The 23,747-nt window shown below is 49.3% G+C and carries 18 protein-coding genes; 1 reads left to right on the plus strand and 17 read right to left on the minus strand.

The window, feature by feature from the left end; translation table 11 throughout:
* Positions 1-4: 4 nt before the first annotated feature.
* Entirely contained in the window at positions 5-1,684 is a 1,680-nt protein-coding gene (locus C3B52_RS04485) for a hypothetical protein (RefSeq protein WP_103104900.1), read from the plus strand.
* A gap of 52 nt (positions 1,685-1,736) precedes the next feature.
* On the opposite strand, the gene C3B52_RS04490 is transcribed toward C3B52_RS04485, so the two are convergent.
* From C3B52_RS04490 to C3B52_RS04570, 17 genes are all read right to left on the minus strand, one after another.
* Positions 1,737-2,282 (minus strand): phosphoribosyltransferase family protein, encoded by a 546-nt coding sequence (locus tag C3B52_RS04490; RefSeq protein WP_103104901.1) that lies wholly within the window; start codon positions 2,280-2,282, stop codon positions 1,737-1,739.
* Between the two features lie 22 nt (positions 2,283-2,304).
* Entirely contained in the window at positions 2,305-3,366 is a 1,062-nt protein-coding gene (locus C3B52_RS04495) for a solute carrier family 23 protein (protein WP_103104902.1), read from the minus strand.
* 279 nt (positions 3,367-3,645) lie between these two features.
* Positions 3,646-4,725 carry a glycosyl hydrolase family 18 protein gene (locus C3B52_RS04500; protein ID WP_235615598.1) on the minus strand — a complete coding sequence of 360 codons (1,080 nt, stop codon included), beginning with the start codon at positions 4,723-4,725 and terminating at the stop codon, positions 3,646-3,648.
* A gap of 28 nt (positions 4,726-4,753) precedes the next feature.
* Positions 4,754-6,511 carry a polysaccharide deacetylase family protein gene (locus C3B52_RS04505; RefSeq protein ID WP_103104903.1) on the minus strand — a complete coding sequence of 586 codons (1,758 nt, stop codon included), beginning with the start codon at positions 6,509-6,511 and terminating at the stop codon, positions 4,754-4,756.
* A gap of 69 nt (positions 6,512-6,580) precedes the next feature.
* Entirely contained in the window at positions 6,581-8,437 is a 1,857-nt protein-coding gene (locus tag C3B52_RS04510; RefSeq protein WP_103104904.1) for a glycosyltransferase, read from the minus strand.
* A 26-nt stretch (positions 8,438-8,463) separates the two neighbouring features.
* A complete protein-coding gene (locus tag C3B52_RS04515) occupies positions 8,464-9,780 on the minus strand; it encodes a nucleotide sugar dehydrogenase (protein WP_103104905.1) in 1,317 nt (438 codons plus the stop codon).
* 27 nt (positions 9,781-9,807) lie between these two features.
* A complete protein-coding gene (locus C3B52_RS04520; protein ID WP_103104906.1) occupies positions 9,808-11,262 on the minus strand; it encodes a polysaccharide deacetylase family protein in 1,455 nt (484 codons plus the stop codon).
* Positions 11,263-11,521: 259 nt separating this feature from the next.
* Positions 11,522-12,946, minus strand: coding sequence for an aldehyde dehydrogenase family protein (locus C3B52_RS04525; protein ID WP_103104907.1), 1,425 nt, complete (start codon positions 12,944-12,946; stop codon positions 11,522-11,524).
* 18 nt (positions 12,947-12,964) lie between these two features.
* On the minus strand, positions 12,965-14,314 hold the full coding sequence (gene gabT, locus C3B52_RS04530) for a 4-aminobutyrate--2-oxoglutarate transaminase (protein WP_103104908.1): 1,350 nt from the start codon (positions 14,312-14,314) through the stop codon (positions 12,965-12,967).
* Between the two features lie 200 nt (positions 14,315-14,514).
* Positions 14,515-15,912 (minus strand): sigma-54 interaction domain-containing protein, encoded by a 1,398-nt coding sequence (locus C3B52_RS04535; RefSeq protein ID WP_103104909.1) that lies wholly within the window; start codon positions 15,910-15,912, stop codon positions 14,515-14,517.
* A 224-nt stretch (positions 15,913-16,136) separates the two neighbouring features.
* A complete protein-coding gene (locus C3B52_RS04540) occupies positions 16,137-17,261 on the minus strand; it encodes a C45 family autoproteolytic acyltransferase/hydolase (protein WP_103104910.1) in 1,125 nt (374 codons plus the stop codon).
* Positions 17,246-18,109, minus strand: a complete 864-nt coding sequence (locus C3B52_RS04545; RefSeq protein ID WP_103104911.1) for a hydrolase — start codon at positions 18,107-18,109, stop codon at positions 17,246-17,248. The genes C3B52_RS04540 and C3B52_RS04545 overlap by 16 nt, the downstream gene beginning before the upstream one ends.
* Positions 18,106-19,110 (minus strand): ABC transporter ATP-binding protein, encoded by a 1,005-nt coding sequence (locus C3B52_RS04550; protein WP_103104912.1) that lies wholly within the window; start codon positions 19,108-19,110, stop codon positions 18,106-18,108. Before C3B52_RS04550 ends, C3B52_RS04545 begins: the two co-directional genes overlap by 4 nt.
* A complete protein-coding gene (locus C3B52_RS04555; protein WP_103104913.1) occupies positions 19,107-20,129 on the minus strand; it encodes an ABC transporter ATP-binding protein in 1,023 nt (340 codons plus the stop codon). The genes C3B52_RS04550 and C3B52_RS04555 overlap by 4 nt, the downstream gene beginning before the upstream one ends.
* Positions 20,107-21,015 carry an ABC transporter permease gene (locus tag C3B52_RS04560; protein WP_103104914.1) on the minus strand — a complete coding sequence of 303 codons (909 nt, stop codon included), beginning with the start codon at positions 21,013-21,015 and terminating at the stop codon, positions 20,107-20,109. The genes C3B52_RS04555 and C3B52_RS04560 overlap by 23 nt, the downstream gene beginning before the upstream one ends.
* Positions 21,016-21,036: 21 nt before the next feature.
* Positions 21,037-21,981: an ABC transporter permease gene (locus C3B52_RS04565; RefSeq protein ID WP_103104915.1), complete on the minus strand. Its 945-nt coding sequence runs from the start codon at positions 21,979-21,981 to the stop codon at positions 21,037-21,039.
* Between the two features lie 31 nt (positions 21,982-22,012).
* On the minus strand, positions 22,013-23,665 hold the full coding sequence (locus C3B52_RS04570) for an ABC transporter substrate-binding protein (protein ID WP_103104916.1): 1,653 nt from the start codon (positions 23,663-23,665) through the stop codon (positions 22,013-22,015).
* Between the last annotated feature and the right edge of the window lie 82 nt (positions 23,666-23,747).

Here is a 23,747-nt window from a genome sequence, read left to right on the forward strand (position 1 = left end):
GCATATGAAAAGCCGTACAGGCATGTATTCGTTTTTAATAGGGATGACCTTGCTATTGTTTATGGCAGGCATCGTGCTTAGCACATCGATTTTGTTTTTGTTTGGGATCTCCGTATCCGCCCTCAGCTTTTGGCTAGCGGCAATCGCTGCACTGGCTTGCCTCGTTGGCGGACTGATAAAGCTCGCTCCGGCTCGCTATGTTGCATGGCTCGGCTCACTTCTCGTTGGTTTAGCTGTGATTGTCGGCGTCAGCTGGTACATCAGTGCAAATACGTTTGATCTCTCTTTTGACGGACAAACGTATCATCAGGAAGCGATTATCCTGTTAAAGGAAGGCTGGAACCCTGTTCATGACAGTCCGCTTGCTCCGCCCACAGCTAAGCCGATCGAGCAAATGGACAACAAAGAAATTTTGACTGCTTTTCATCTTTGGATTAATCATTATGCCAAAGGCCCGTGGATGCTCGATGCGGTCATGTACAAGCTGACCGATCAGATTGAAATCGGAAAAATGTTTAACCTGCTCTTGCTCACAGCTTCCTTTTTCCTTAGCGTAGCTGCCATGCTGACAGCCTTTCCGACCAAAAAGGGGAGAGCCGTGCTCGTTTCACTCTTGGCTGCTTTCAACCCGGTTGTAATGACACAGGCGACCTCCTACTATATCGATGGTCAGCTCGGATCGCTCATCCTCATCATTTGTGCGCTTGGTTACTTGCTATTTATGAAGTATCGCAGCTGGGTATTGTTGACGCTTTGCGCAGCGCTCATGCTGCTGGCCCAAATCAAGTTTACCGCTTTGGTGTACGCTGTATTACTTGGGTGTGGGCTATTGGTTCTCTTCTTTTTCTACGATCGCCAAAGAAAATGGAAAAGCCTGCTTGGATGGCTCTCCGTCAGCTTGCTTATCTCCGTGGTGATCGTCGGCTTCAATCCGTACGTCACCAACACGCTTTCAAAAGGGCATCCTTTTTATCCGCTGTCGGGAAAAGGCGCGGTCGATATCATGACCTCGAACAGCCCTCATAATTTTAAAGAGATCAATGCGCTGCAAAAGCTGGGGACTTCTCTGTTTAGCAAGTCAGCAAACATCGCAACGCCGAATGACACCACCTTCAAATGGCCGTTTACAGTTACGTTTGATGAACTAATGGTATTTTACGGACCGGATGTGCGTGTTTCCGGGATGGGACCTCTTTTTGGCGGGGTTCTGCTCCTCAGCTGCTTGCTACTATTTTTGCTGCTTACGTCCGACAGAACGAAGTCGAAGCCGTTCTTGGTTATCAGCGCACTCCTGCTGCTTACGGTAATCGTCAATCCCGAGAGCTGGTGGGCACGTTATGTTCCACAGCTATGGCTGATTCCCATTCTGATTGCGATTGCTGGCTGGGTAGCTGACAAACGCCTGACCCGCACGATAACTACAGTGATGGTTGTGGTCCTGACAGTAAACATGCTGCTTGTCGGCACAGCGCATACCGTAGGACAAGTGATCATCAATAGCTATGCGAAGCAGCAGCTACAGGATATCAAGAATAGCAACAAGACGCTGACCGTGGATTTCCATCACTTCAGTGCGATCCGCATCCGCCTGCAGGAAGCAGGAATTCCGTTTGTGGAGCAAAAGATCGAGGATAAGAATGCGAAGGGGATTGTGGCTTCCCGAGCGGTCTATCTCTTGAAATAAAAGCACAAAACTCCCCTTCCGAGCATTCAGAAGGGGAGTTTTATTTTGATCTTTACTCGTGCGGGAACAGTGGAAGCTCCTGCAAAAACAGAATGTCGGTACGCTTTGCTGCATCGCCCTCAGCCAAGATAGCTGCTCTCGCAACAACATTGCCGCCCGCCTGTACGACCAGATCCTCGATCGCCTGCAACGATTTGCCTGTGCTGATCACGTCATCGATGATCGCAACCCGCTTGCCCGCGATTTCTCTGGCATCTGCCCCATCGAGACAAAGGATTTGTTTTTTCTGTGTGGTGATCGACTCTACTTCGTTAATCAGCGGCGCATCCATGTACGGCTTGGTGCTCTTCCGCGCGACATAGTATTTTTTCATTTGGAGAACGCGAGAAACTTCGAAAATGAGCGGAATGCCTTTTGCTTCCGCAGTAATCAGCACGTCTACCTCTGGCAGCTTTTCAGCCAGCAGCGGAGCAGCAGCCGTTACCAGCTCTGTATCTCCTAAAATGACGAAGCTCGCGATGCTCAAATTATCTGCAATCGGCATAATCGGCAGTTCACGTGTCACTCCTGCTACTTCAAGCATATATGTCTTTTCCATGGTACTCCCTCCTGTTTCCATCCTACATTCCAAAGAAGCTTATCAATACTCTCATCAGCAAGCCTGCCAGCATTCCGAAGAACGGATCGGAAATCGCTGTAACCACCATGGTCATGCCGCCAACCAGTCCAGATGAAGGATCTCCTGAGGTCAGCGCAGCAGTAGCGTTTCCAGGCACAGTCACGATTGCCCCGAGTACAAACAAAAAGCCGGAAATCGATTCACTCGGAATATAGCGGCCGATCTTTGGCAGCAAACCAGCGAACAGGATTGCAGCCATCAATACCATCATCAATACTCCAGAGGCTACCGGGTTTGGAGCACCTGCAGTCGCAGAAATAATCGCTTCTACCGGGGCACCCCCGAACAGGGCTGATACCATATCCGCCACGCTGCTAATGACACTGAGTGTATCGATATTTACATCCGATTTCGCAATCTCCCCGTTAATTTGGCCAAAAGCGATATTCGCACCGATGTTCAAACATACCATCGCCATCGCTCCACGCAAAATAGCGGGGGAAAACGTCAGCTTTTGCAGCACGAGGCGATCATTAACGAGTGGTTTGATCGCACCGTCTTGCTTGAGCACAATCGCTACGACACTGGATACCAGTACAGATACAGTAACGGTATAAACCAAATCCTTGGTCATGAAATACGTGAGCAAGCCGGTAGCCATCGAGGTCGCACCCACAGGCATGTTGTTGCGGGCCATGTCCCAGGACACGCGTGCCAGCATGATCCCAACACCCGCCATCATCCCGTTCGTAATAACCGGGCCAATGAATTCTACGATTTTCTCCAAAAAGCCGAACAGACCGATAATGGTCATAATAATGCCGCCAACAAAAATCATCGAAAGTCTGTCTCTCATGCTTTTGCCAATCGTTCCAGCCAGAGCAATCGTCTCAGCCTGATAGGATACGACTGCCACTGAGCCAGTGAGGGCATTACCTGCAGCACCGACGAGGAAAGCCAAGGCAGTAGGTACAGATGCAAAGCCCAAAGATAGCGCGAGCAGACCTTGCGGCAGGCCGTTTAATACGACACTGAGAGCCGCAATGATGTCTTTCCATTCCATGTTTTTCTTCTCCTTCATTTCAAAAATCATTTTGAACGATCATTTTTCACAAGTGTTAAATTAACACAAAAACCGATCTTTTTCAAATAGTAATTTGATATCGTTCGTGTTTTATTGTTTTTTTGTGATTCACTATCGTCTCGCATTTATTTATATCAACATAATTCGAACATTACTATGTACAGTCAGCATACAAAAAAGAGGACCACGCTTTTCTACGTGTCCTCTGATTCTTTTTCTTTGATTGGAATACATGCTCCAGCCCAGCCAAATCACTGTTTATTCATTGACATAGTCCAGTACGCCTTGTCCAAGATCGCCAAGTCGCCATAAAGCGATCTTGTCATATCCCGATTTTCTGGCCACGCCAATCCATTGTGACAAGGTGACCTCGTCTGCATACCACACTGTATGTGTGATTCCTTCCTTGTCCACGTATTGAAAAGAGAGACTGCCACTCGCTTCATCGCGCTTTGGCGGCTCCAAGCCTGTTTGCGCCAGCTGTACAGCCTGGTTTTCGGTTACAGACGTTACTTTCCCTGACTCTGACCAGTCAAATCCACCTAGCGCGAGCGCAATCATGTTTTTGCCCGGCACTTGTTTTAAGCGATTCGCCAGCTTTTCGATAAAGGCAGGATCGGCTTTTGGTCCTGGATCGGTTTTCGTGCCGTGCAAATTATACGCCATCATCACGTAGGTAGGTCCCTCTGGCAGCGAAATTTCCTCAATCGGCGTACGCGGCTCCAGCACAACCCGCATTGTTTTTCCCGCTGCTTGCAGCTTGTAATACAGCTCACGGTAAAAAACAATCACATTGTACCAGTCTTTTCTGTCGATCTTCTCGTAATCGATTTCCACACCATGAAAATTGTTCGAAATCACAGCATCCATGATTTCCTTGATATGCTTCTCACGGCTCTCATCCGTTGCTAGCAGTCTCGAAACGATAGCAGGGTCCTTTTGTACCTCTGTCCCGTCTTTATTCACTCGGTCGTTTACAATCGTCAAATCGACATTCACAAAGCTGCCTTGCTTGGCAATATCATGAATCACCGGCAGTGCCTTCTTAAATTGATCCGTAAACAACAACTTGTCCGATTCATCAAAATACGCGGCAAACGCCTGTACACCGGACAAGCCGTCTGTCATACGATTGAAGTCCGCTGTCGCTTCCTGCCACTGCCAATCAACGACCCAAGCAGTCAGCTCCAGGTTTTTCTTTTGTTCCGCTGCATCGACCTTTTTCAGGTTATCGCCATTATCCCCGTTCTGCAAATACCAGGCTACCATACCGCCCAAGATCAACAGCATTGCCGTCAGGATCACGCCTCGCCTGCCTACCAGATTAGTTTTTGACACCTGGAACGAATCCCCTTTGCTGCTTAATTTAGAAGGTGTCGATCACCCAATCGATCGAAGCATCAATCGCATTCTCGACTCGTGCCACTACACCTTGGAACCCGGTGTAAATATTCGTGAACAATACCGTTTCTTCTGCTCCCTCTGCTCCTGGTGAAGCCACCTTTACGTCCGTAAAGACGCCATCATAAATATCATCTTTTTTGTTCACTTCGCTGTATTCAGCTTCCAGTGCGACGCCGCCTTCAATGGTGCTGTCGATCTTCTGACTGTCCAGCAGTACTTCCTTGTCAACCGTTACACGTAAGGAATCTCCTTTTAAAGCAATCTCCATCTGACGTGTGTTTTGAATATTGATTGGATACTCTTCCAATTTGGGAGCGCCCGATTCACCCTGCTCCCGCGTATAGACCGACGCACGATCAAAAGACAGGTCCAACGGGTTCCACACGACATCACTTAATTTAGTCGTGAACAACTGCTTTACCTCACCTTTGGGCTGCTTTTGCTCTACGGTCAGCTTATTATCATGCAGAACAATCCGAATAAAGCTGTCCTTGAGTCGATCGTACCGAACATAAACAGTCTGCTTGCCGATTACATTTCCTTCCAGCTTGGCCGAAATGTTCAAGTCACGGTGGCTTGCACTGTTCTTTAAATATAACATCCCAGCGGAACCAGGAGGGGAGGTTAACGCAATTTTGTTTTCCATAAATTCCGCTGTCCCGCTATACCGATCCCATTTCGCATTATGTTCTTCATCACCACGTACAAATTTCATTTTTTGCCCGGTATCATGCTGGATTCTCATCAGCAGATGGTTGGTATACCAGTAAGGGGCTGGCTGCACCCTTGTCAGATCGTACAGATTGCTTTTGCTGTCGTTGTAAGCATTGCCCTCCCGATTAAAATGCATCTTGAACAGCTCTTTGATGTTCACGTCATTTGCATCGGATACCAAGCGGTTCATCCCGTCATACAGCGTATTGGCATGCATGATCATATAGACTCCCGGTACGAATCCCAGCTGGCTAGAGTAAATGTCTTTGATTTGTTTGTAATCGTAATGAATCCGCTCTTCCATTTTGCTTCGATCTTCTATCGGAATCATGTTGTGATCCCGGATAAAATCCATCAAGTAGTGATTGTAATAGCCGACCTTTGTTTTGTTAGACAGCTCACCCTCATCCTTGACACCAACAAAACGTCCTTCGTTATCAAAGACGTTAATGTAAGTAAGACGGTAGCCATTAGTGCCCATTTCCCAAAAGCCGGATCTCATCATTTTCAGCATATCCTTGGGCTGGAGGAATTTATTTTCGCTGTTCCCCATCTTGTTGGCATAAGAGAGAATCGTTGCTTTGTAATTGTATTTTTCCAAAGCTGGCTGGGCAAACAAGCTCGAATCGTTACGTCCATCCTCAAAGGATAAAAATAAGGCCTTGTCAGGAAGAGATTTCTTTTTTTCATAGAAATCAATGATATCTTGCTGAGAAATCGTAACGTAGCCTTGATCATAAAGCGCCTGAAGCTGCTCATCCAATTGCTTTTTGGCAATTAATTTAGGAGTACCGGACCGACCCACGCCAAAGTAAGAAAGCGCAATAAAGCCTTTATCGTTGTTCCAGCTCGCTTGATCCGGTTCCTGGTATTTCACGACATCAAAAATCACGGTGTATAGCATTATACCCAAGGCCAGCAAGATCGCGGTTTGCATAATCGTTCTGATGATTTTCCTGCGATTTTTCTTACGATAGTCAAGGGCAGTATTTTGTTTCTTTGTCATAACACCTGCCACCCTCACTCCCTGTGTGTCTCGATCTCTAAGCCACGTACGTAACCGTTTCTACGCGTCTTAAAAAGGTAATCCAATCCCTTTTTTCTTTTGTTTGCGTGCTTCTCTTTTCAGCCTTGCTTCGACATCCTGCGGTGTTTCGCGTGTACCCCACGTCGATTTCCAGAAGGTGACCCAAGCGACAGGCATTTGCCAGAGCAAAATGAACTCATAGAACACACAGAATACGATTCCGAATAGCCATAGCTTGCTCTTGCGGAAAAACAGATGCGCCAGGCTCATCAGCAGCGCCATCAATAATAGCCCCATCAAAAAGGTGCCCGGGAACACATGATGAACAAGCGGGACATAGCCTAAATTGTAGAGAACGATAACAGGTGCAGCGATAGGTACGATCAGTCCAATGTAGAAGAACAGGGCCATGAATGGCTCTTTGCGCCAAATGAACGAGCTCGCGCGTAGTGATTCCCGTAACCAGGAGCGCTTCCAACGCATCTGCTGCTTCAAAAATACACTCATATCAGAGGGAACTATCGTGGAGCAAATAGCTGAATCCTGATAGCCTGTGCGATGGGTTTTCAAAATAAAGTTCGTCATGCTTCGGTCGTCCCCGAAGGTAGCTGGTTGTCCGAGAAACTTTTGGTTTAACCACGCTTCGGAATGCTCAAGAATGAGCTCTTTCCGGTAGCAGGATAACGGTCCCGACAAGCAAGTTACGCTGTCAAACCACGATTCCGCTGCCTTCATGATCCGAAAGGCGATATAGTAACGGACCGTTTGCAGCTTGGTAATCGTATTGGTGAATTTGTTCTCTACATCTGTACGTCCCGCGACACCGCCCATGCGCGGGTCTTGGAACGGCTGCACCAGGTTTCTGATCGCGGTAGGCTCCAAAAAGCTGTCCGAGTCCACGAATACGACCAGATCATGCTTCGCCATCTCCACACCTTTTACCAGTGCGACCCGTTTACCACCGTTTTCAGGCAGTACATGCATTTTCACGCGTTCTTTTGTCAAATACCGTCCTGCCTCGTTGTGAATCATCGCGATGACTTTTTCGATCTGTTCCACAGACTTATCCGTCGACCGGTCATCTACTACGATAACCTCCAGCTTGTCAATCGGATAGTTCTGATTCACACAGCTCAAGATCGTCCGGTGAATCCACTCTTCTTCATTGAAGCAGGGGATAATAATGCTCACGCCTGGCGTATAATCCGGATTGACAGGCACGTCCCGATACAAAGCTCCGAATAAGTACCTCGTCAGCAAAAAAGCCGCCGCAATGAGGCTGTATAAGTACAAATAAATATTGTATTTAAAATAAATAATGCTCTCAGCGCGCATGAGCATAACGAAAAGTGCTGCTACGAACAAGGAAGCACTCGCCATGTAAATTGCGTAACCCCACCGCTTCTGCTGGAAATAATCGGTGAGCGGCTTGGAAAATTCAAACGCCATCATCAGTATTTCCTGATCGTCCTGCTGACGGGTGAAAATGCGTACCACTTTGGCATCCAGCTTGACGGACGATTCAAATCCTTCCGGCATCGTACCAGGTGGGATATTGCATTGAATATTGACGACACTCCCGACTTGCAGACCGTCTATAGGAGCACTCAGTTCGACCAAAAGACCTGATGAGGATATGTCGACAGCTTTTGCCTTGATTCCGCTCTTCGCTGTTTGTCTTCTGGGCACGAGCAGCACTTCAAAGTCAGCCATATAGCGTAAACTAAGCATACGCAACCGGTTGATGTACTCAGGATCTTCCTGATCGCTATTTGCTGTGTCATCCTTCACACCCCTGCGATCCACCTGAACACGGATGTTCTCCGGGTCAGGTACATTTGAGAGTATGCGCCGATCCGCTCTGGAAACCGTCAGTATCTCTACGATTTTCTTTTTCTTCTTCATCACTGTCGCTCTCTCCAATCCTTTTATTACAAGCTCCAGTAATAAAAACCGTTGTTCTCAAACTCTTTTTTCTCATAAATTCCTTTGATATCAATCATCACTTTCGTTTGCTTCTCCCCGAACCATTTTTGGAAATCGGCGATCTTCATTTCAACAAAAGAAGCATGGGGAACCGCTACGACCACGATATCCAGATTATGAAGGGATGACATGTCTGTAAGCTCAATTCCATACTCATCGTAAGCTTCCTTCGGGTCTACCAAAGGATCTACTACAAGCGGAACAATACCATAATCGTTCAGCTCTTCGATAATATCGGTTACCTTTGTATTTCGGATGTCACTGCAATTTTCTTTGTAGGTCAATCCCAAAAGTCCGATTCGAACGGTCGGAACATTCAACTTCAAGCGGACGAGCAGTTTAATAATCTGCTGAGCTACATAGACACCCATCCCGTCGTTAATATGTCGTCCAGCCAGAATGATCTTGGAATGATAGCCGCTGTCCTCTGCTTTATAGGTTAAGTAGTAGGGATCGATGCCAATGCAATGCCCGCCTACCAAGCCCGGTGTAAAAGGCAAGAAGTTCCATTTTGTCCCAGCAGCCTCGAGTACAGCCTTTGTCTCAATACCCATTTGGTGAAACAGCATCGACAGCTCATTCATGAAGGCAATATTAATGTCACGCTGTGCGTTCTCGATCACTTTTGCAGCTTCGGCTACCTTGATACTATCGGCTTTGTACACCCCTGCTTTAATCGCCAGCTCGTACACTCTGGCAATGGTTTCAAGTGCCTCCTGATCAATCCCGGATACGATCTTCACGATGTTTTCCAAGCGGTTGACCTTGTCTCCTGGATTAATTCTTTCAGGGGAGTAACCGACCTTGAAATCGTCCGGGCAGCGCAGTCCAGACTCTGCTTCCAAAATGGGGATGCAGATATCCTCGGTTACACCGGGGTACACTGTTGATTCGAAAACAACGACCGCCCCTTTTCGAAGCTGCTTTCCAACCATCCTTGTGGCATTTTTCACAAAGTGAAGATCCGGTACATTCCCGCTCTTTACAGGGGTGGGAACCGCGACAATAAAAAAGCTCGCTTCGCCGAGTCGGGTTTCATCAGCAGTAAACTCTACCGTGCACCCACTCGCCAAATCTTCCTCACCCACATCCTCGCTCAAAAACTTGCCGTTCTGATAAGCTTCTATCTTGTTTCGATTCACATCGAAGCCAATTACATTTGCCCGTTTCGATAATGCTGCTGCAATGGGGAACCCCACATATCCAAGACCTACGACCGCAATCTTTTCCTGCCTGTCCACAATGGCTTCGAATAAATCCATAATATTTTTCCTCGCTTCGTATAAAAATTAACCAAACATATCTGTCATTCTCACAAACGTGTAGCCTTTGCTTCTCAGCTTATCGATGACAGTTGGGAGAGCCTCCACTGTGTGGATATCATCTAGCAGATGCAGCAATACCACACTTCCGTTGTTTGTCTGCTCCATGATAGCGGCTACGATATCATCTGCACTGTTGCTTTTTACAAAATCGGAAGGTGTGACATCGTAGATCGCAACGGTGTGGTAGCCGGTCGCAGCTACTGCCTGTAAGGTACGCTCATCGAATTCACCTGTTGGCGGGCGGAAATACATCGTAGGCTTTTCTTGAATGGCTTCTGTAATGATTCGATGGGCCTTTACAATTTCTTCTTGAAGCTGCTCTGGCGTAATCTTTGTATTCACCGGATGGGAATACGTATGATTGGCAACGTCGTGGCCACCCTCGGCAATGGCTCGTGCCAGATTGGGATTTCGCTCTACGCCGTCGGCTCGCAAAAAGAACGAAGCCTTGACGCCCTTTTGCTCCAAAATATCAAGTATTTTCGTAACCGCAGCGTCCGTTCCCCAATCGTCAAAAGATAGCGCCACTTCTTTTTTGTTCGTTTCTTTGCGATAAATCAGCCTGTAGGGAGCTCCATCGATTTTTTCATTAATCTTGGCAGCATCGTATCCAGGAATGGCTTCCAATGGTTTGCGCTCGCCGCCCTGCTCAATCAATTGGTGCAGAGTGACAAATTTGTACCCGACATCTGCCGCGGCTTCAGCAATGAGTGGAATATCTCCCACCAGCTGCTTGTTTTCCTCCGTATCGATGGCAATAATCCCGCCGCGATTTATGTATTTCCGCAGGTAATGTCTTTTTTCTTCGTCTGTCTCCTTCTGCCAATTGTGCAAAAACAAACTATACGAAATCACAGCTGCTTGTCCATTTTGAGCGGTTGCCAGACGAATATTGTCATTGTAGTCACCCAGCTTGGTCCTGACATACCGCGGCACTACTCCTGTTTCTTTCTCAATGACTTCGTTTGCTAATTGAATTTCCGAATACAGCTTTTCATACGGCAGCCTGGTCAAATCTACCCGACTTAGCGTATTGTTCTCAATTTCATGCCCTCTGGAAAGAATCGTTCTCGCGATATCAGGCTCCTCAGCTACCCGCATACCCGGCAGAAAAAAAGTAGCCTGAATATGATACCGATCCAGCTCGTCCAAGAGCTTCAGCATGGTCTCCTTGTCACCCATGCCATTAAAGGTGAGAGACAGCTGCCTTTTCGTCGTATACACAAGCGATACTGCCTTACTCTTTTCCCCTTCGTAGCGAACAATTTTTTGGGCAGGTGCCTGGTTGTCATCGTACTTCTGCGGGGTGTCACTTCGCCCATATGGAGCACACCCTGCCAGCAAGGCCAACATACATACCAGCCAGATTCCGTTCATAAAGAAGCCCTTTTTCCTAGCTGCCTCATTGCATTCTGTCATTTTTTTTGCTCCTTCTTTCCGTAACCGTGAACCTACTTATCTACTGATTAGCATAAGAAGGGAATGTCATATAAACAACAACCAGAATAAGGGATCTCTATATCTAGCACGTTATATAACACTCTCTATTTTACGATAAGGAAATATACCATTTCTGAACAAAGCAATCCTGTAAATAGGACGAACGTCTCAAAAGAACGTTACTTGGTTAAATGTGGTAATAAAAAAGACGAGCCCCCTAGGACTCGTCAAAAAATGGCTATAGCTTGATTGCAATTAATTTCAGCTCTGTTAATTCCTCTACTGCATATTTGATGCCTTCACGGCCGAAGCCGCTATCTTTTACCCCGCCGTACGGCATATTATCTACGCGGAAGGTCGGAATATCGTTGATCATCACGCCGCCCACTTCCAGCTCCTCGGCTGCGCGCATAGCTGCGTGAATATCACTCGTATAGATCCCTGCCTGCAGGCCAAAACGGGAATCGTTGACAGCCTCGATCGCCTCATCGATGGTCTCAAATGGCGTAACGACAACGATTGGACCGAATACTTCCTGGCAAGAGCAAGAAACATGGGCGCCTACGTTGGTCAGAATTGTAGGTGCATAGAGGCGATCCGTAACTGCTTTGCCTCCGGTTACGACATGTGCCCCTGCATCGACTGCTTCCTGTACCCATGCACCCATCCGCTCATGGTCCTTCAAAGAGATGAGAGAGGACATATCCGTTTCTTCTTTCAGCGGATCACCCAGCACGAGCTTTTCAGTTGCCTCTTTGAACTTATCGAGGAACTCCTCGTACTTGCTTTGGTGAATGTAGACGCGTTGGAGCGAGATGCACACCTGACCGCTAAAGGAAAACGCCCCCATCACGCAACGGTCAATCAACGCTTGCGTAATTTCCACATTGTGATCGATGATAACTGCCGAGTTGGAGCCGAGCTCCAAAGTCACCCGCTTGAGTCCAGCCTTGTTTTTCATCGCGATGCCGACCGCAGGGCTGCCTGTAAAGGTAATCGCTGCGATGCGACTGTCGCCGACGAGCTTCTCACCCACAACGGCACCTTTTCCAGGTAAAATGTTGAGAGCGCCTGCTGGCAACCCTGCTTCTGCAAAAATATCCGCCAAGATCAACGAGCTGAGCGGCGTCTGACTAGCTGGCTTCAAAACGACTGTATTTCCTGCCGCAATCGCTGGTCCCACTTTATGTGCAACCAGATTGAACGGGAAGTTAAACGGAGTGATCGCTCCCACGACACCGATCGGCTTACGAACTGTAAAGGCCAGACGTCCTTCTCCACCTGGAGCCGCATCGAGTGGTACAGTCTCTCCATGAATACGCTTGGCTTCCTCCGCAGCGAATTTGTACGTTTGGATTGTACGGGCGATTTCTCCGCGTCCTGTACGCAGCGGCTTTGCAGCTTCCTGCGCGAGAATGACCGCAAGCTCCTCCTTGCGCGCCTCCATGATGGCAACCGCTTTTTCCAAAATCAATGCCCGCTGGCTCGCTGGCATCTTCGCCATCACTTTACTCGCTGCTTTCGCTGCCTTAATCGCTTCATCTACATCGCCATCATCTGCTTGAGCAATCTCAGCCAGTAGCTCACCAGAAAAGGGGGAGTAGAGAGGTGCATATTCTTTTGCTTCTTTCCATTGTCCATTGATGTAGAGATGCTTTTTCATAATGACCTCCCGCGCAAATTAGTTCGTTACGTATTGGCTTTTCAGCACTTCCGTCATAATATCGAGCGCTTCCTCCAGCTGCTCGTCGGTAATAACCAGCGGAGACAAGAAACGAAGCACGTTGCTGTGTACGCCAGCGGAAAGCACGATAACACCAGACTCGTAGCAGCCTTTTGTCAAACCAGCCACCAGCTCTTTTGCAGGTGCTTTTGTTTGTGGATCGACAAACTCTACAGCGCACATCGCACCAAGACCGCGAACCTCTGCGATTACTGGGAAGTCTTTTTGCAGTGCAGTAAAATGCTGTTTGATGGTGTCGCCGATGTATTGTGCACGTGCTGACAGGTTTTCGCGCTCCATTTTCTCGATAACAGCGAGTGCCGCTACGCAGCCAAGCGGGCTTCCTCCATAGGTACCACCGATTTCACCTGGATTCGGAGCGTCCATAATTTCAGCGCGACCCGTAACAGCAGAGATCGGAAGACCAGCTGCAATCGATTTGGACATGGTGATGATGTCTGGTTCGATTCCGAATTGTGTAGAAGCAAACATCGAGCCTGTACGGCAGAAGCCTGTTTGAATCTCGTCCGCGATGAACAAAATGCCGTGCTTTTTGCAAATTTCGTAGACCGCTTGCACGAAGGATACAGGTGGTACGATGAATCCGCCCTCGCCCTGGATCGGCTCCATGATGACCGCAGCTACTTCTTCAGGTGCTACTTCAGTCAGCAAGAAGTCTTCGAATTGGCGAATGCAGAATTGAGCGTACTCATCATCTGTCATGGAAGCCGGTTTGTTCATTGGATACGGGAACTGTGCTTTATACGTAGCCGGAGCAAAAGGACCCATCTGGAATTTGTACGGCTTTACTTTTGAGGTGAGCGACATTCCGAGCAGCGTACGTCCATGGAAACCGCGGCTAAACGAAATGATTCCTGGACGACCTGTAAATTTACGAGCAATTTTCACCGCATTTTCTACTGCTTCTGCTCCGCTGTTAGCCAGCATCGTTTTCTTTTCAAAGCTGCCAGGAGTGATTTGCGTCAGTTTTTCAGCGAGTGCCACATATGGCTCATACATGCCTACGTGGAAGCATGGGTGAATATACTTGTCGAGCTGTTCTTTGAGTGCATCTACCACTTCTTTTGGACAGTGGCCTGCATTCAGTGTACCGATTGCCCCAGCGAAATCAATGTACGTATTGCCATCCACATCGTTCACCAGTGCACCAGAAGCGGTTTCTACAAAGATCGGTGTATTATTGCCAACACCCTTTGGAACGTACTGCTTTCTTTTTTCAATCAGTGCCGCTCCTTTTGGACCAGGTACACCTGCAGCTACATTTACGAATTTACGCTGTTTGGACATATCGTATCTCTCCTTCTATAAATGAATGGTTTATTGTAAGAGTTATGCCTTCAGCTACGTAAATATAGCAATACCTGTGCCAACGAAAAAAGCCTGATTTTATCCGCTTATTGTGGCGGCGTTTCGCTCTGGTAATTCAAAAATGAATCAAAGGCACAGGAATGCTCGATTCATTTTTGAATTGATTATTTACTTTTGAATTAAGTTGACCTGACTTGATATTTTTGCAGCTTCCTCACGACCGAGGGCTGGCTAATCCCCAAAAGCTGAGCCATTTCTGCCGTCGTCCGACAACGCTCTGACGCATAGCGGAGCCATTTTTCCTCGACTTGCTCCAACGCCTCCTTTAATGATATCGAAGCGATCCCCGGTTCCAGCATCGCTTGCTCCTCACCTGCGACACTAATTTCGGCAGGCAGATGCTGCGGAGTGATGACATCCTCATCAGCCGTTACGACCATTCGCTCCAATACATTTTCCAGCTCTCGGACGTTACCCGGCCAGGAATACTGCATCAAGGCGTGTGTCGCACGAGGGTCGAGACGTTTATCCATGCCATACCGCTCGTTGAGTGTGCGGATGACGAGCTTGATCAAGGCAGCGATATCCTCCGGCCTGTTGCGCAAGGCCGGCACCTGAATTGGCACGACATTCAAGCGAAAGTAAAGGTCCTGTCTGAACTTACCATCCTTGACCATCTTCTCCAAATCGCGATTGGTAGCGGCAATCAGGCGAAAATCGACATCGCGGTACTGCATACTGCCTACTCGCTGTAGCCGTTTTTCCTGTATGACCTTTAAAAGCTTTGCTTGCAGCGTCAACGGCAGCTCGCCCAGCTCGTCCAACAGCAGTGTTCCTTGATTCGCCAGCTCGATAATGCCAGGCTTCCCGTTCTTTCCAGCCCCCGTAAAGGAACCCGCTTCATAGCCGAACAGCTCGGACTCCAGCAAGCCTTCGGGAATCGAGCCGCAGTTTATCTCTACGAACTGACCACCTGCGCGCCGACTGTGACGGTGTATTTCTTTGGCGATGACGTTTTTTCCCACACCGGACTCTCCTAGAATCAGCACCGTAGAATCGACTACCGCGACCTTTTTGATCAAACGCTCGATGACCTGCATCGGCAGACTGACAGCTACAAAGCCCTCGTTATTTTTTTCGCGCAGCTCCTCAATCTCGGTTTCAAATTGCTTTAGCTGCTCTGTCAGACTCTCATAGCGATGCTTCAGCTCCAAAATCTCCGTCAAATCATGCGAATAGCTAATGACCGAATGCAGGGAGCCATCCTCGTTCCATACGGGATAGGCCGTTACCATCAGCTTTTTCCCGCCGGGGATTTCTTGCATCGTAGTTTGTGGTGTCCTAGCCTCGATTACTTTGCGTGTCACAGAGGGAGAGAATACTTTTTCTTTTTCGAGCTGAATGACGTTTCTGCCCAGCAGCTGCTCTTTTTCCAGACCGTACATCTCGTAGCAGGAATCACCGACCAGCTGAATATACCCTTCTCCATCGGTAATCAATAGGTGGTCGCGAGAGGTGTCAATAATTCCTTCCAATACGCGGCTCATCCATTTATCCTGGCTCTCATTGTTCTTCATCCTGCTGCCTCCCCTCCTGCGTCAAGGCTGGTGATTCGGTCTTTCTATCTAAAAAGGGGACACAAGACCTGCTGTATCCCCATCGCTATTACATATATTTTCTTCATTATAGGAGAATCGCCCAATACCGACAACCAGTAGACCATTTTGATAGACAGTAAAAAGCAGTCCAGAAGCTCTTGAATCCAAGTCTCCGAACTGCTCTTTTTTTCACTTCGTGGCTATTACGAAGAAAAGGTGTAGGTCTTGTATTCGAATTGATTAGGCGGACCGATCGCTACTCGCAGTTGCCCTTTGGTCGGCTCGGCAATCACGGAAGCAAACGTAATAATATCTGACCGTTTGTCTTCTGTTGGTAAATAGGAGGTATCACCGGGCATGACGCATAGTGTGTGGGGATACGTCTCACGGTCACGTAGCAAATCCTGCATGACCTCTGCATTCAGTTGTCCCCGCTTCTCCTCAAGCAATACACGCATACGGTCCAGACGCACGCGGGAATTTTCCAGCAGCTCGCCCTTCAAACGTTCTTCTTCCCGCAGCTCTTCTGAAATGTAATGATTGGCGTGAACAAGCAGGCCATTTTTTGGATAAACCATGGTGTCTCGACTAGCCGTTGTCTCCAGATCAACTGCGTGTCCATGAGCATCAAGCATAATCAGGTTGCGCGATGAAGCACGGTACAAACTGCGCACAGCTGCAATGGCATCCTCTACATTCTTCTTGGTCAGAGCAAAGCGTGAGAATAAATAACGTGGAAAGCCCACGCGCCAACCATCACATGTCAAAAAGTTCGCAAAGACACCCAATCCGAGCCGGTTTATGCCGATATACGATAATTGTCCTGCTGGCGTAAGCATGAGGCAGGCAGGGGCGTCATCCGGATCGATTTCAGCCACGACTCCAATCTCGGAATAAAACGCTGGCAAATCAGCATTTTGTCCGATCAAAGCCGTGTCGTTCGTTGTGAGGTCAGCTGCGATCGCGTACGTTGTGCACTCCGCACTCGCTGCGAAGTCCTGATACAGCTCCGCTCGCAGCTGTAACAAATACGCCTCAGCAAGTGTTATGCCTGCTCCTTCCGCAATACCTTGAATCTCCTCGTCGAAAAAAGGAGCGTGCGTAATGACGTGGGAGCGATAGCACAGCACTGCTTCCCGCAGCGCCTCCTCGGATGGGATTTGGGTCATCGCATGCAGCCGTTCTACTGCATAATCCCGATGCAGCTTCACCAAAGCAGCCAGCTCTTCTCCATGCTGCTGGCCAATTTGCCGATGGGTTCCCCAAAACCGATAGAAAGGAAACGCTTTGGACGAGCGCTGATTCGCTGTATCTAGTTTGGATTGCATGATGATACGTCTCCTTCCAAGCTTCGCGCTGCCAAGGCATCCTTGAAAAAGGCTTTGACCGGCTCCAATATTTTGATGCCCTCATGACTTACGCCCGGCACCTCATCGTAGCGTACATCGATGCCGTTGTTCTGGTAGTTGTCCAGCAATCCTCGCAAGCGCTCGATCCGCGTCTGTCCGTAAGCATCCAGTCCCTCCAGCCAGAGAGGGGAGTCTTTTTGATTGATTTCCCATGTCTCCAAATCTTCTCCACCAATCACCATTTGGACCGGTACTCGCCTCATCTCCTCGATCGGAAGCCTCATTCCAAAGCGCTGCTCAAAATCGGAGATCCCAGCATACCATGGCCGCGTCTCGTCTAAATACGTAATAAAGCCAGGTGCCCCAATTGAAACGCCCAACAGCTTTTCTGGATGCAGGTAGTAAAAACGGTGCACAAAATGACCGCCGCCGGAAAAACCGTGCAACAGGAAGCGCTTGTCCGCGAGTCCATACGTCCCACATACTTCATCAATCATCGCCAGCAAAATAAGATCAAATCGAATACCTCCAAAATCAACAAACTTGTACGAGCTCAGCTCGCGTGGCTCGGTAATCCCTGCCGGAAATAGAGGGGCGACGATGATCGTATTGGTCTCTTCGGAAAAATCGGCAAATTCATCGCGGTACGTCGCTGCCGCGCGCTCTGTACCGTGAACAACTACTGCGAGCGAGTACCGATGACCCTTCCCTTCGCTATAGGACTTCGGAACATAGGCGTAGTAAGAGAAGCGTTGATCATACTGGCATGCATACAAGGTCGTCGGACCATAGGCAAAATAAATACGTTCACTTTTCGGTTCGTTCATGTCCGTGCTCCTTTCGACTCGATTTCTCCGATTGGGAAGAAGCAGGATACATGATGGTCGCTGCTTCCATGACTATGGCTCATACTCGGCGCCTGTTCCTTGCACTGCTGCTGAGCGACTGGGCACCTCACGTGAAAGGTGCAGCCTGATGGCGGATTGCTCGGCGAGGGTACGTCACCTTTGAGCACGATCCGCTGACGTGTACGCTCCCGAATCGGATCAGGCAATGGAATGGCTGACAACAGCGCATTTGTATAAGGATGTCGCGGGGTGGCATAGAGACTTTCGCTGTCTGCCGTCTCCAATACCCTCCCGAGATACATCACGGCTACCCGATCAGAAATATGCTTCACCACAGAAAGATCGTGGGCAATAAACAGATAGGTCAGATTGAATTCCTTTTGCAGCTCTTCAAACAGGTTGATGATCTGCGCCTGAATGGAGACGTCCAGCGCACTGACTGGCTCATCACAAATAATCAGCTTCGGATTGAGCGCAATCGCGCGGGCAATCCCGATTCGTTGCCGTTGACCGCCAGAAAACTCATGTGGATACCGGTCCATATGCTCTGGCAGCAAGCCGACGATCTCCAGCAGCTCCCGCACTCGTCTTTGGTGGTTTCCCTCCGCTTTATGCGCACGTAACGGCTCAGCTATGATGGTGCCGACAGTCTTGCGTGGATTCAGGCTAGCAAACGGGTCCTGAAACACGATTTGCATATCTTTGCGAATCTGAAGCATCTGGCGCCTGTCGTACTGCAGAATGTTCTTTCCCTCAAAGAGAATCTCTCCTTCTGTAGGTTCCAAAAGGCGCAGGATGAGCCGTGCCAAGGTGCTTTTCCCGCATCCGGATTCCCCCACGATGCCCAACGTTTCGCCGCGGCGCACCTGAAGATTGACGCCGTCCACCGCCTTGACATGTCCCACCGTCCGTCTGAGCGCACCCGACGTGATCGGAAAGTGAACTTTTAATTTGCGGGTTTCCAGCAATACATCACTCATGCAGGCTCTACCCCCATTTCCTCCTCGAGCTGCTGCGTAGCAACTGCAATTTCTTCTACAGACAACAAGCAGGCAGCCAGATGCGATGGCCGCTTTTCCACCAGCTCGGGATTGACGCGTCTGCATTCAGCAAAAGCGAATGGACAGCGCGGGCTAAAGCGGCACCCTTCTGGCAGGGAGATTAGACTTGGTGGCAGTCCTTTAATTGGCAAGAGCGATTGTTTTCCAGCTGCATCAAGCCTGGGCAGAGCGCGCAACAGTGACCATGTGTATGGCATGGACGGACGGTAGAAAACATCATCCGTTTCTCCTTCTTCTACTACACGTCCGCCGTACATGACCATCACCCGATCCGCAATCTGGGCAACTACTCCCAGATCATGTGTAATCATGATGATGGCTGTGCCGTACTTCTCCTGAATACTCTTCATCAGCTCCAAAATTTGTGCCTGGATTGTCACATCAAGCGCTGTCGTTGGTTCATCGGCTATGAGAATTTTAGGATTGCAGGCAAGCGCCATCGCGATCATCGCCCGTTGCCGCATCCCGCCTGAATATTGGTGCGGATATTCGTGGAATCGCTTTTCCGGGCTGGCAATCCCGACGTCGCGCAGCACCTGAATCGCTCTTTCCTGTGCCTCCTTTTTTCCTACCTGCTGATGCGTTCGGATCGCTTCCGTAATTTGTGCGCCAATCGTAAAGACAGGATTGAGGCTTGTCATCGGATCTTGAAAAATCATGGCAATCTCGTTTCCGCGAATTTGCTGCAGCTGCGCTTCACTGGCACGAAGCAAATCACGTCCCTGAAACAAAATTTCACCGGAGGGATAAAAAGCAGGCGGTGTGGGGTTTAATTGCATCAGCGACAAGGACATAACGCTTTTTCCACTCCCCGATTCCCCGACTATCCCCAGCGTCTCCCCGGCCGAAAGCGAGAAGGAAACACCATCTACCGCAGTTACTACACCATTTGGCGTATCGAAACAGGTAGTCAAATTATTCACTTGGAGCAACGTCATGACTTGTCACCTCATTTCTCCCACTGACTGGTTTTGGAGCCTTTGCTTTTTTGCGTCTATGACGGGCATGTGGGTTGAGCCAATCGCGGAGGAAGTCACCGAAAATATTCAATGACAGCACAGTCAGCACAATCGCAATACCAGGAAAGATCGAGTACCATGGGGCATTGGTCAAGTAAATGCGCGATTCACCTAGCATGCTTCCCCAGGTGGGGGTAGGTGGCTTTATCCCGAGCCCGAGAAAGCTGAGTGCGGCCTCTGCCAGAATCGCTTCTGCAAAAATAAACGTCGCCTGCACGATGATGGGTGTCATCGCATTGGGCAGCATATGTCCGAACAAGATGATCGAATCGCGCGTACCGATCGCTTTTGCTGCCTCGATATACTGCATCTTGCTGAGCTGCAGCGCCGAAGAGCGTACAACCCTTGTCATGATCGGCCAAAAGGCAAATACCATCGCGATGATCAAATTAACAGCGTTTCCGCCCAGCGCCGCTACAAGTGCAATGGCCAGCAAAATCGAAGGAAACGCACTGACCCCATCTACGATTCTCATGAAAATATTATCAATTTTCCGATAATATCCGACGAATAAGCCCGTTATCGTTCCGAGCACCGTCGTTATCAGGGCAACGGTAAAGCCGATGCTTAAAGACACACCTGCCGCATAAATAACGCGACTGAAAATATCGCGGCCAAAATGATCCGTCCCAAACCAATGTGCACCGGACGGGGGCAACAAGCGTTGAACGGGATTCATTACATCCGGTGCTTCGGCAACCCAAAGCGGCGCAGAAAGGCTCGCCACGACCATTGACACCAGCACTGCGCCCGCTACGATTCCAATCCGCTGCTTGCCCGTGCCTTGCTGCTTGCTTCTCTTCATCGTCTGCACTCCTTTGTCCGTCTAGTCATAGCGAATGCGCGGATCGAGCGCTGCATAAACGAGGTCCACCAGCAGGTTTACGAACACATACACGCCAGCAACAAACAGAATGGAGCCCTGCAGCACCGGATAATCACGTCGCGATATGGAATCAACAATCAGCTGTCCGAGTCCAGGAATAGCAAAGATCGTTTCCGTTACTACTGCACCGCCCAGTAGACCGGCAACACTCGCACCAATTACGGTAGTCGTAGGAATCATTGCGTTACTTAGGGCATGCCGCATCAATACGAGCCGTTCCTTCAAGCCTTTTGCCCGCGCTGTACGTATATAATCCTGATGCATAACCTCCAGCATACCGTCTCGCAGCATACGGGCGATTAGTCCAGCCTGCTGTACACTCAGCACGACTGCGGGCAGCAGTAGGTGAGAAAGCCACGGCCAAAACCCTTCACTGATCGGCACATAGCCAGCTACCGGCAGCCAGCGGAGCGTAACAGCAAAGCCCAAAATAAGCAGCAGCGCTAGCCAAAAATTAGGGACTGATACACCCAGCATCGTCACTGACATGAAGGCTGGATCGAGTGAGCTGTTGCGCTTCCACACCGCGAGAAGCGCGCTCGGTATCGCAATAATCAGGCTGAGACAAGAAGCCAGCAAGGTCAGGCTGACAGTCGGACCGAGCCGCTCCCCAATAAGCAGGAGCACGGGCTCACCGGAAAAAACGGACTGACCCAGATTTCCTGTAAGGGACTGACCAAACCAGCTGAAAAACTGAACGGGCAAAGGCTCATTCAAGCCAAGTGTTTCACGCAGCTGCTCAACCTGCTCCGGGGTTGCCGTTTCCCCGAGAATGACCGCCGCCGGATCACCCGGCGTCAGATGGATGACAGCAAACACGACTATGCCTACGACCAATAGCACCGGGATCAACGAAATAAGACGGCGCATCACATACTGTAACAAACTCAAACCTCCTTCTCGCAATCAGTCGTTCTTATTTGGCAATGCCTACATTCCAGAAGCGGTACGAGAGCCAGCCCTGATAGCCTGTGAGCTTGTCATTGCTTGCTTCCAGCCCCACCTCGTTAACAAACTTGATAACTGGCAGCTCTTCATACATCAACTTGTTCAGCTCACCCAGCAGCTTTGTCTTCTCGCCTTGATCCAGCGTCTTGGTCCACTTTTCGACCAGCGCATCCATTTTCGGGCTCGTATACAGACCAGGGAACGTCGGATTGATCCACAAAAGCCCTGTCATGTCATAGGTTGGCGGGAATCCGGTAACAAACAGGTCGAAGTTGGCAGGATCATTGACCGCATTTAAAAAGGTCGCCCACTCCAAATATTGCAGATCCACGTTGAAGCCGATTTCCTTTAGCTGATGCATCAGCACTTGTGCCGCATTGTTGTGATCATCAAAGCTGTTAGTCGCAATCAGCTTGATCGGTTTCCCATCATAGCCTGCCTGCTTCATCAAATCCTTTGCTTTGTCCGGATTGTAGGCGTTGTATCCCTCGGTTCCTTCCGTTGTGTACAGATCCTTTTGATCCGGAAAGAACACAGCACCGTCGACTTCGTAAAAATCTTTTGGACCGTATACGCCTTGGCCGATTTTATCCATATCCAGCGCAAAGTTGATAGCTTGCCGCAGGCGAACATCGTTAAAGGGAGGCTGCGATTTGTCCGGCACCACCGTAATCCAGCTATCCGGTTTTGTTAACACAGGCTTTGTATTCGGCGAGCTCTTGATCATTTCGAATAAATCCTTGGGCATGCGCACAGCGTAGTCAAACTGGTCTGTTTGCAAGCCACTGAAGCGAACCTGTGTATCTTTTACGATTTTGAACTGGAGCTGATCCGCATACGCGACCTTCTTTCCAGTCAAACCGCCCCAGTCTTCTTCACGGGAAGCATAGTTGTCAAAGCGCTTCAGCATGATTTGCTGTCCGCGCTTCCAGCTATCGAACTGGTAAGGACCCGTACCAATCAGCTGTGCATCCTCGAGTGGAGCTTTATCCGCGTGCTTCGCAATATCCGCCGGTATGACTGCAAGCGATTGCGTAGGGTCCGCCATATTCGCCAGTACGGGAGCATACGCCTCCTTCATGACGATTTCTACCGTGTAATCACCATTCGCGCGAACCTCCTGGACCTTTTTAAACATCGTCCGTCCTACCCCAGACAATGAGCCCCAGCGATTGATCGAAGCCACTGCATCGGCTGCTTTCATCGTCGCGCCGTTATGGAAGGTAACACCTTCGCGAAGCTGGATCGTGTACGTTTTCTGGTCATCACTTACTTTGTAGTCCTTGGCGAGCATGGGCTTGATCGTCAAATTTTGATCCAGGGTGAACAATTGCTCGAAGATGTGATAAGCAACGGTAGTCGTAGCGCTGGATGGTGAGCTCATCCAGTCAAGCGTTGGCGGGTCCGCGTCGATGGCAACACGTATGGTCCCGCCCTTTTTCGGCTCCCCCTGTGGCTCTGCAGCCGGCTGCGCAGGAGTTGCTGAATTTTCCACTGTACCCGATTGACTTGGCTGGTTTGACGCTTGCTGATTAGACGACCCGCTACAACCCGCCATCATGATCATGACCAACACCAGGGTGCATATGCCCCACCATTTCACGCGATACATGGACACCATTTTCTCGATCCCCCTTACATTTTTTAAATATCCGTTACTGTCCCCTACAAACGCCTCCTCTGCCTCGATAGCACCCTCCCTT

Source organism: Brevibacillus reuszeri (assembly GCF_002897295.1).
GTDB lineage: Bacteria > Bacillota > Bacilli > Brevibacillales > Brevibacillaceae > Brevibacillus > Brevibacillus reuszeri_A.

What these genes read in the sequence shown, in the direction of transcription:
- C3B52_RS04510 (WP_103104904.1), bottom strand. Translation starts at nt 8,437, where the DNA reads ATGAAGAAGAAAAAGAAAATCGTAGAGATACTGACGGTTTCCAGAGCG.
- C3B52_RS04540 (WP_103104910.1), bottom strand. Translation starts at nt 17,261, where the DNA reads ATGCAATCCAAACTAGATACAGCGAATCAGCGCTCGTCCAAAGCGTTT.
- C3B52_RS04515 (WP_103104905.1), bottom strand. Translation starts at nt 9,780, where the DNA reads ATGGATTTATTCGAAGCCATTGTGGACAGGCAGGAAAAGATTGCGGTC.
- gabT (WP_103104908.1), bottom strand. Translation starts at nt 14,314, where the DNA reads ATGTCCAAACAGCGTAAATTCGTAAATGTAGCTGCAGGTGTACCTGGT.
- C3B52_RS04545 (WP_103104911.1), bottom strand. Translation starts at nt 18,109, where the DNA reads ATGAACGAACCGAAAAGTGAACGTATTTATTTTGCCTATGGTCCGACG.
- C3B52_RS04505 (WP_103104903.1), bottom strand. Translation starts at nt 6,511, where the DNA reads ATGACAAAGAAACAAAATACTGCCCTTGACTATCGTAAGAAAAATCGC.
- C3B52_RS04520 (WP_103104906.1), bottom strand. Translation starts at nt 11,262, where the DNA reads ATGACAGAATGCAATGAGGCAGCTAGGAAAAAGGGCTTCTTTATGAAC.
- C3B52_RS04535 (WP_103104909.1), bottom strand. Translation starts at nt 15,912, where the DNA reads ATGAAGAACAATGAGAGCCAGGATAAATGGATGAGCCGCGTATTGGAA.
- C3B52_RS04560 (WP_103104914.1), bottom strand. Translation starts at nt 21,015, where the DNA reads ATGAAGAGAAGCAAGCAGCAAGGCACGGGCAAGCAGCGGATTGGAATC.
- C3B52_RS04570 (WP_103104916.1), bottom strand. Translation starts at nt 23,665, where the DNA reads ATGGTGTCCATGTATCGCGTGAAATGGTGGGGCATATGCACCCTGGTG.
- C3B52_RS04525 (WP_103104907.1), bottom strand. Translation starts at nt 12,946, where the DNA reads ATGAAAAAGCATCTCTACATCAATGGACAATGGAAAGAAGCAAAAGAA.
- C3B52_RS04495 (WP_103104902.1), bottom strand. Translation starts at nt 3,366, where the DNA reads ATGGAATGGAAAGACATCATTGCGGCTCTCAGTGTCGTATTAAACGGC.
- C3B52_RS04490 (WP_103104901.1), bottom strand. Translation starts at nt 2,282, where the DNA reads ATGGAAAAGACATATATGCTTGAAGTAGCAGGAGTGACACGTGAACTG.
- C3B52_RS04550 (WP_103104912.1), bottom strand. Translation starts at nt 19,110, where the DNA reads ATGAGTGATGTATTGCTGGAAACCCGCAAATTAAAAGTTCACTTTCCG.
- C3B52_RS04555 (WP_103104913.1), bottom strand. Translation starts at nt 20,129, where the DNA reads ATGACGTTGCTCCAAGTGAATAATTTGACTACCTGTTTCGATACGCCA.
- C3B52_RS04485 (WP_103104900.1), top strand. Translation starts at nt 5, where the DNA reads ATGAAAAGCCGTACAGGCATGTATTCGTTTTTAATAGGGATGACCTTG.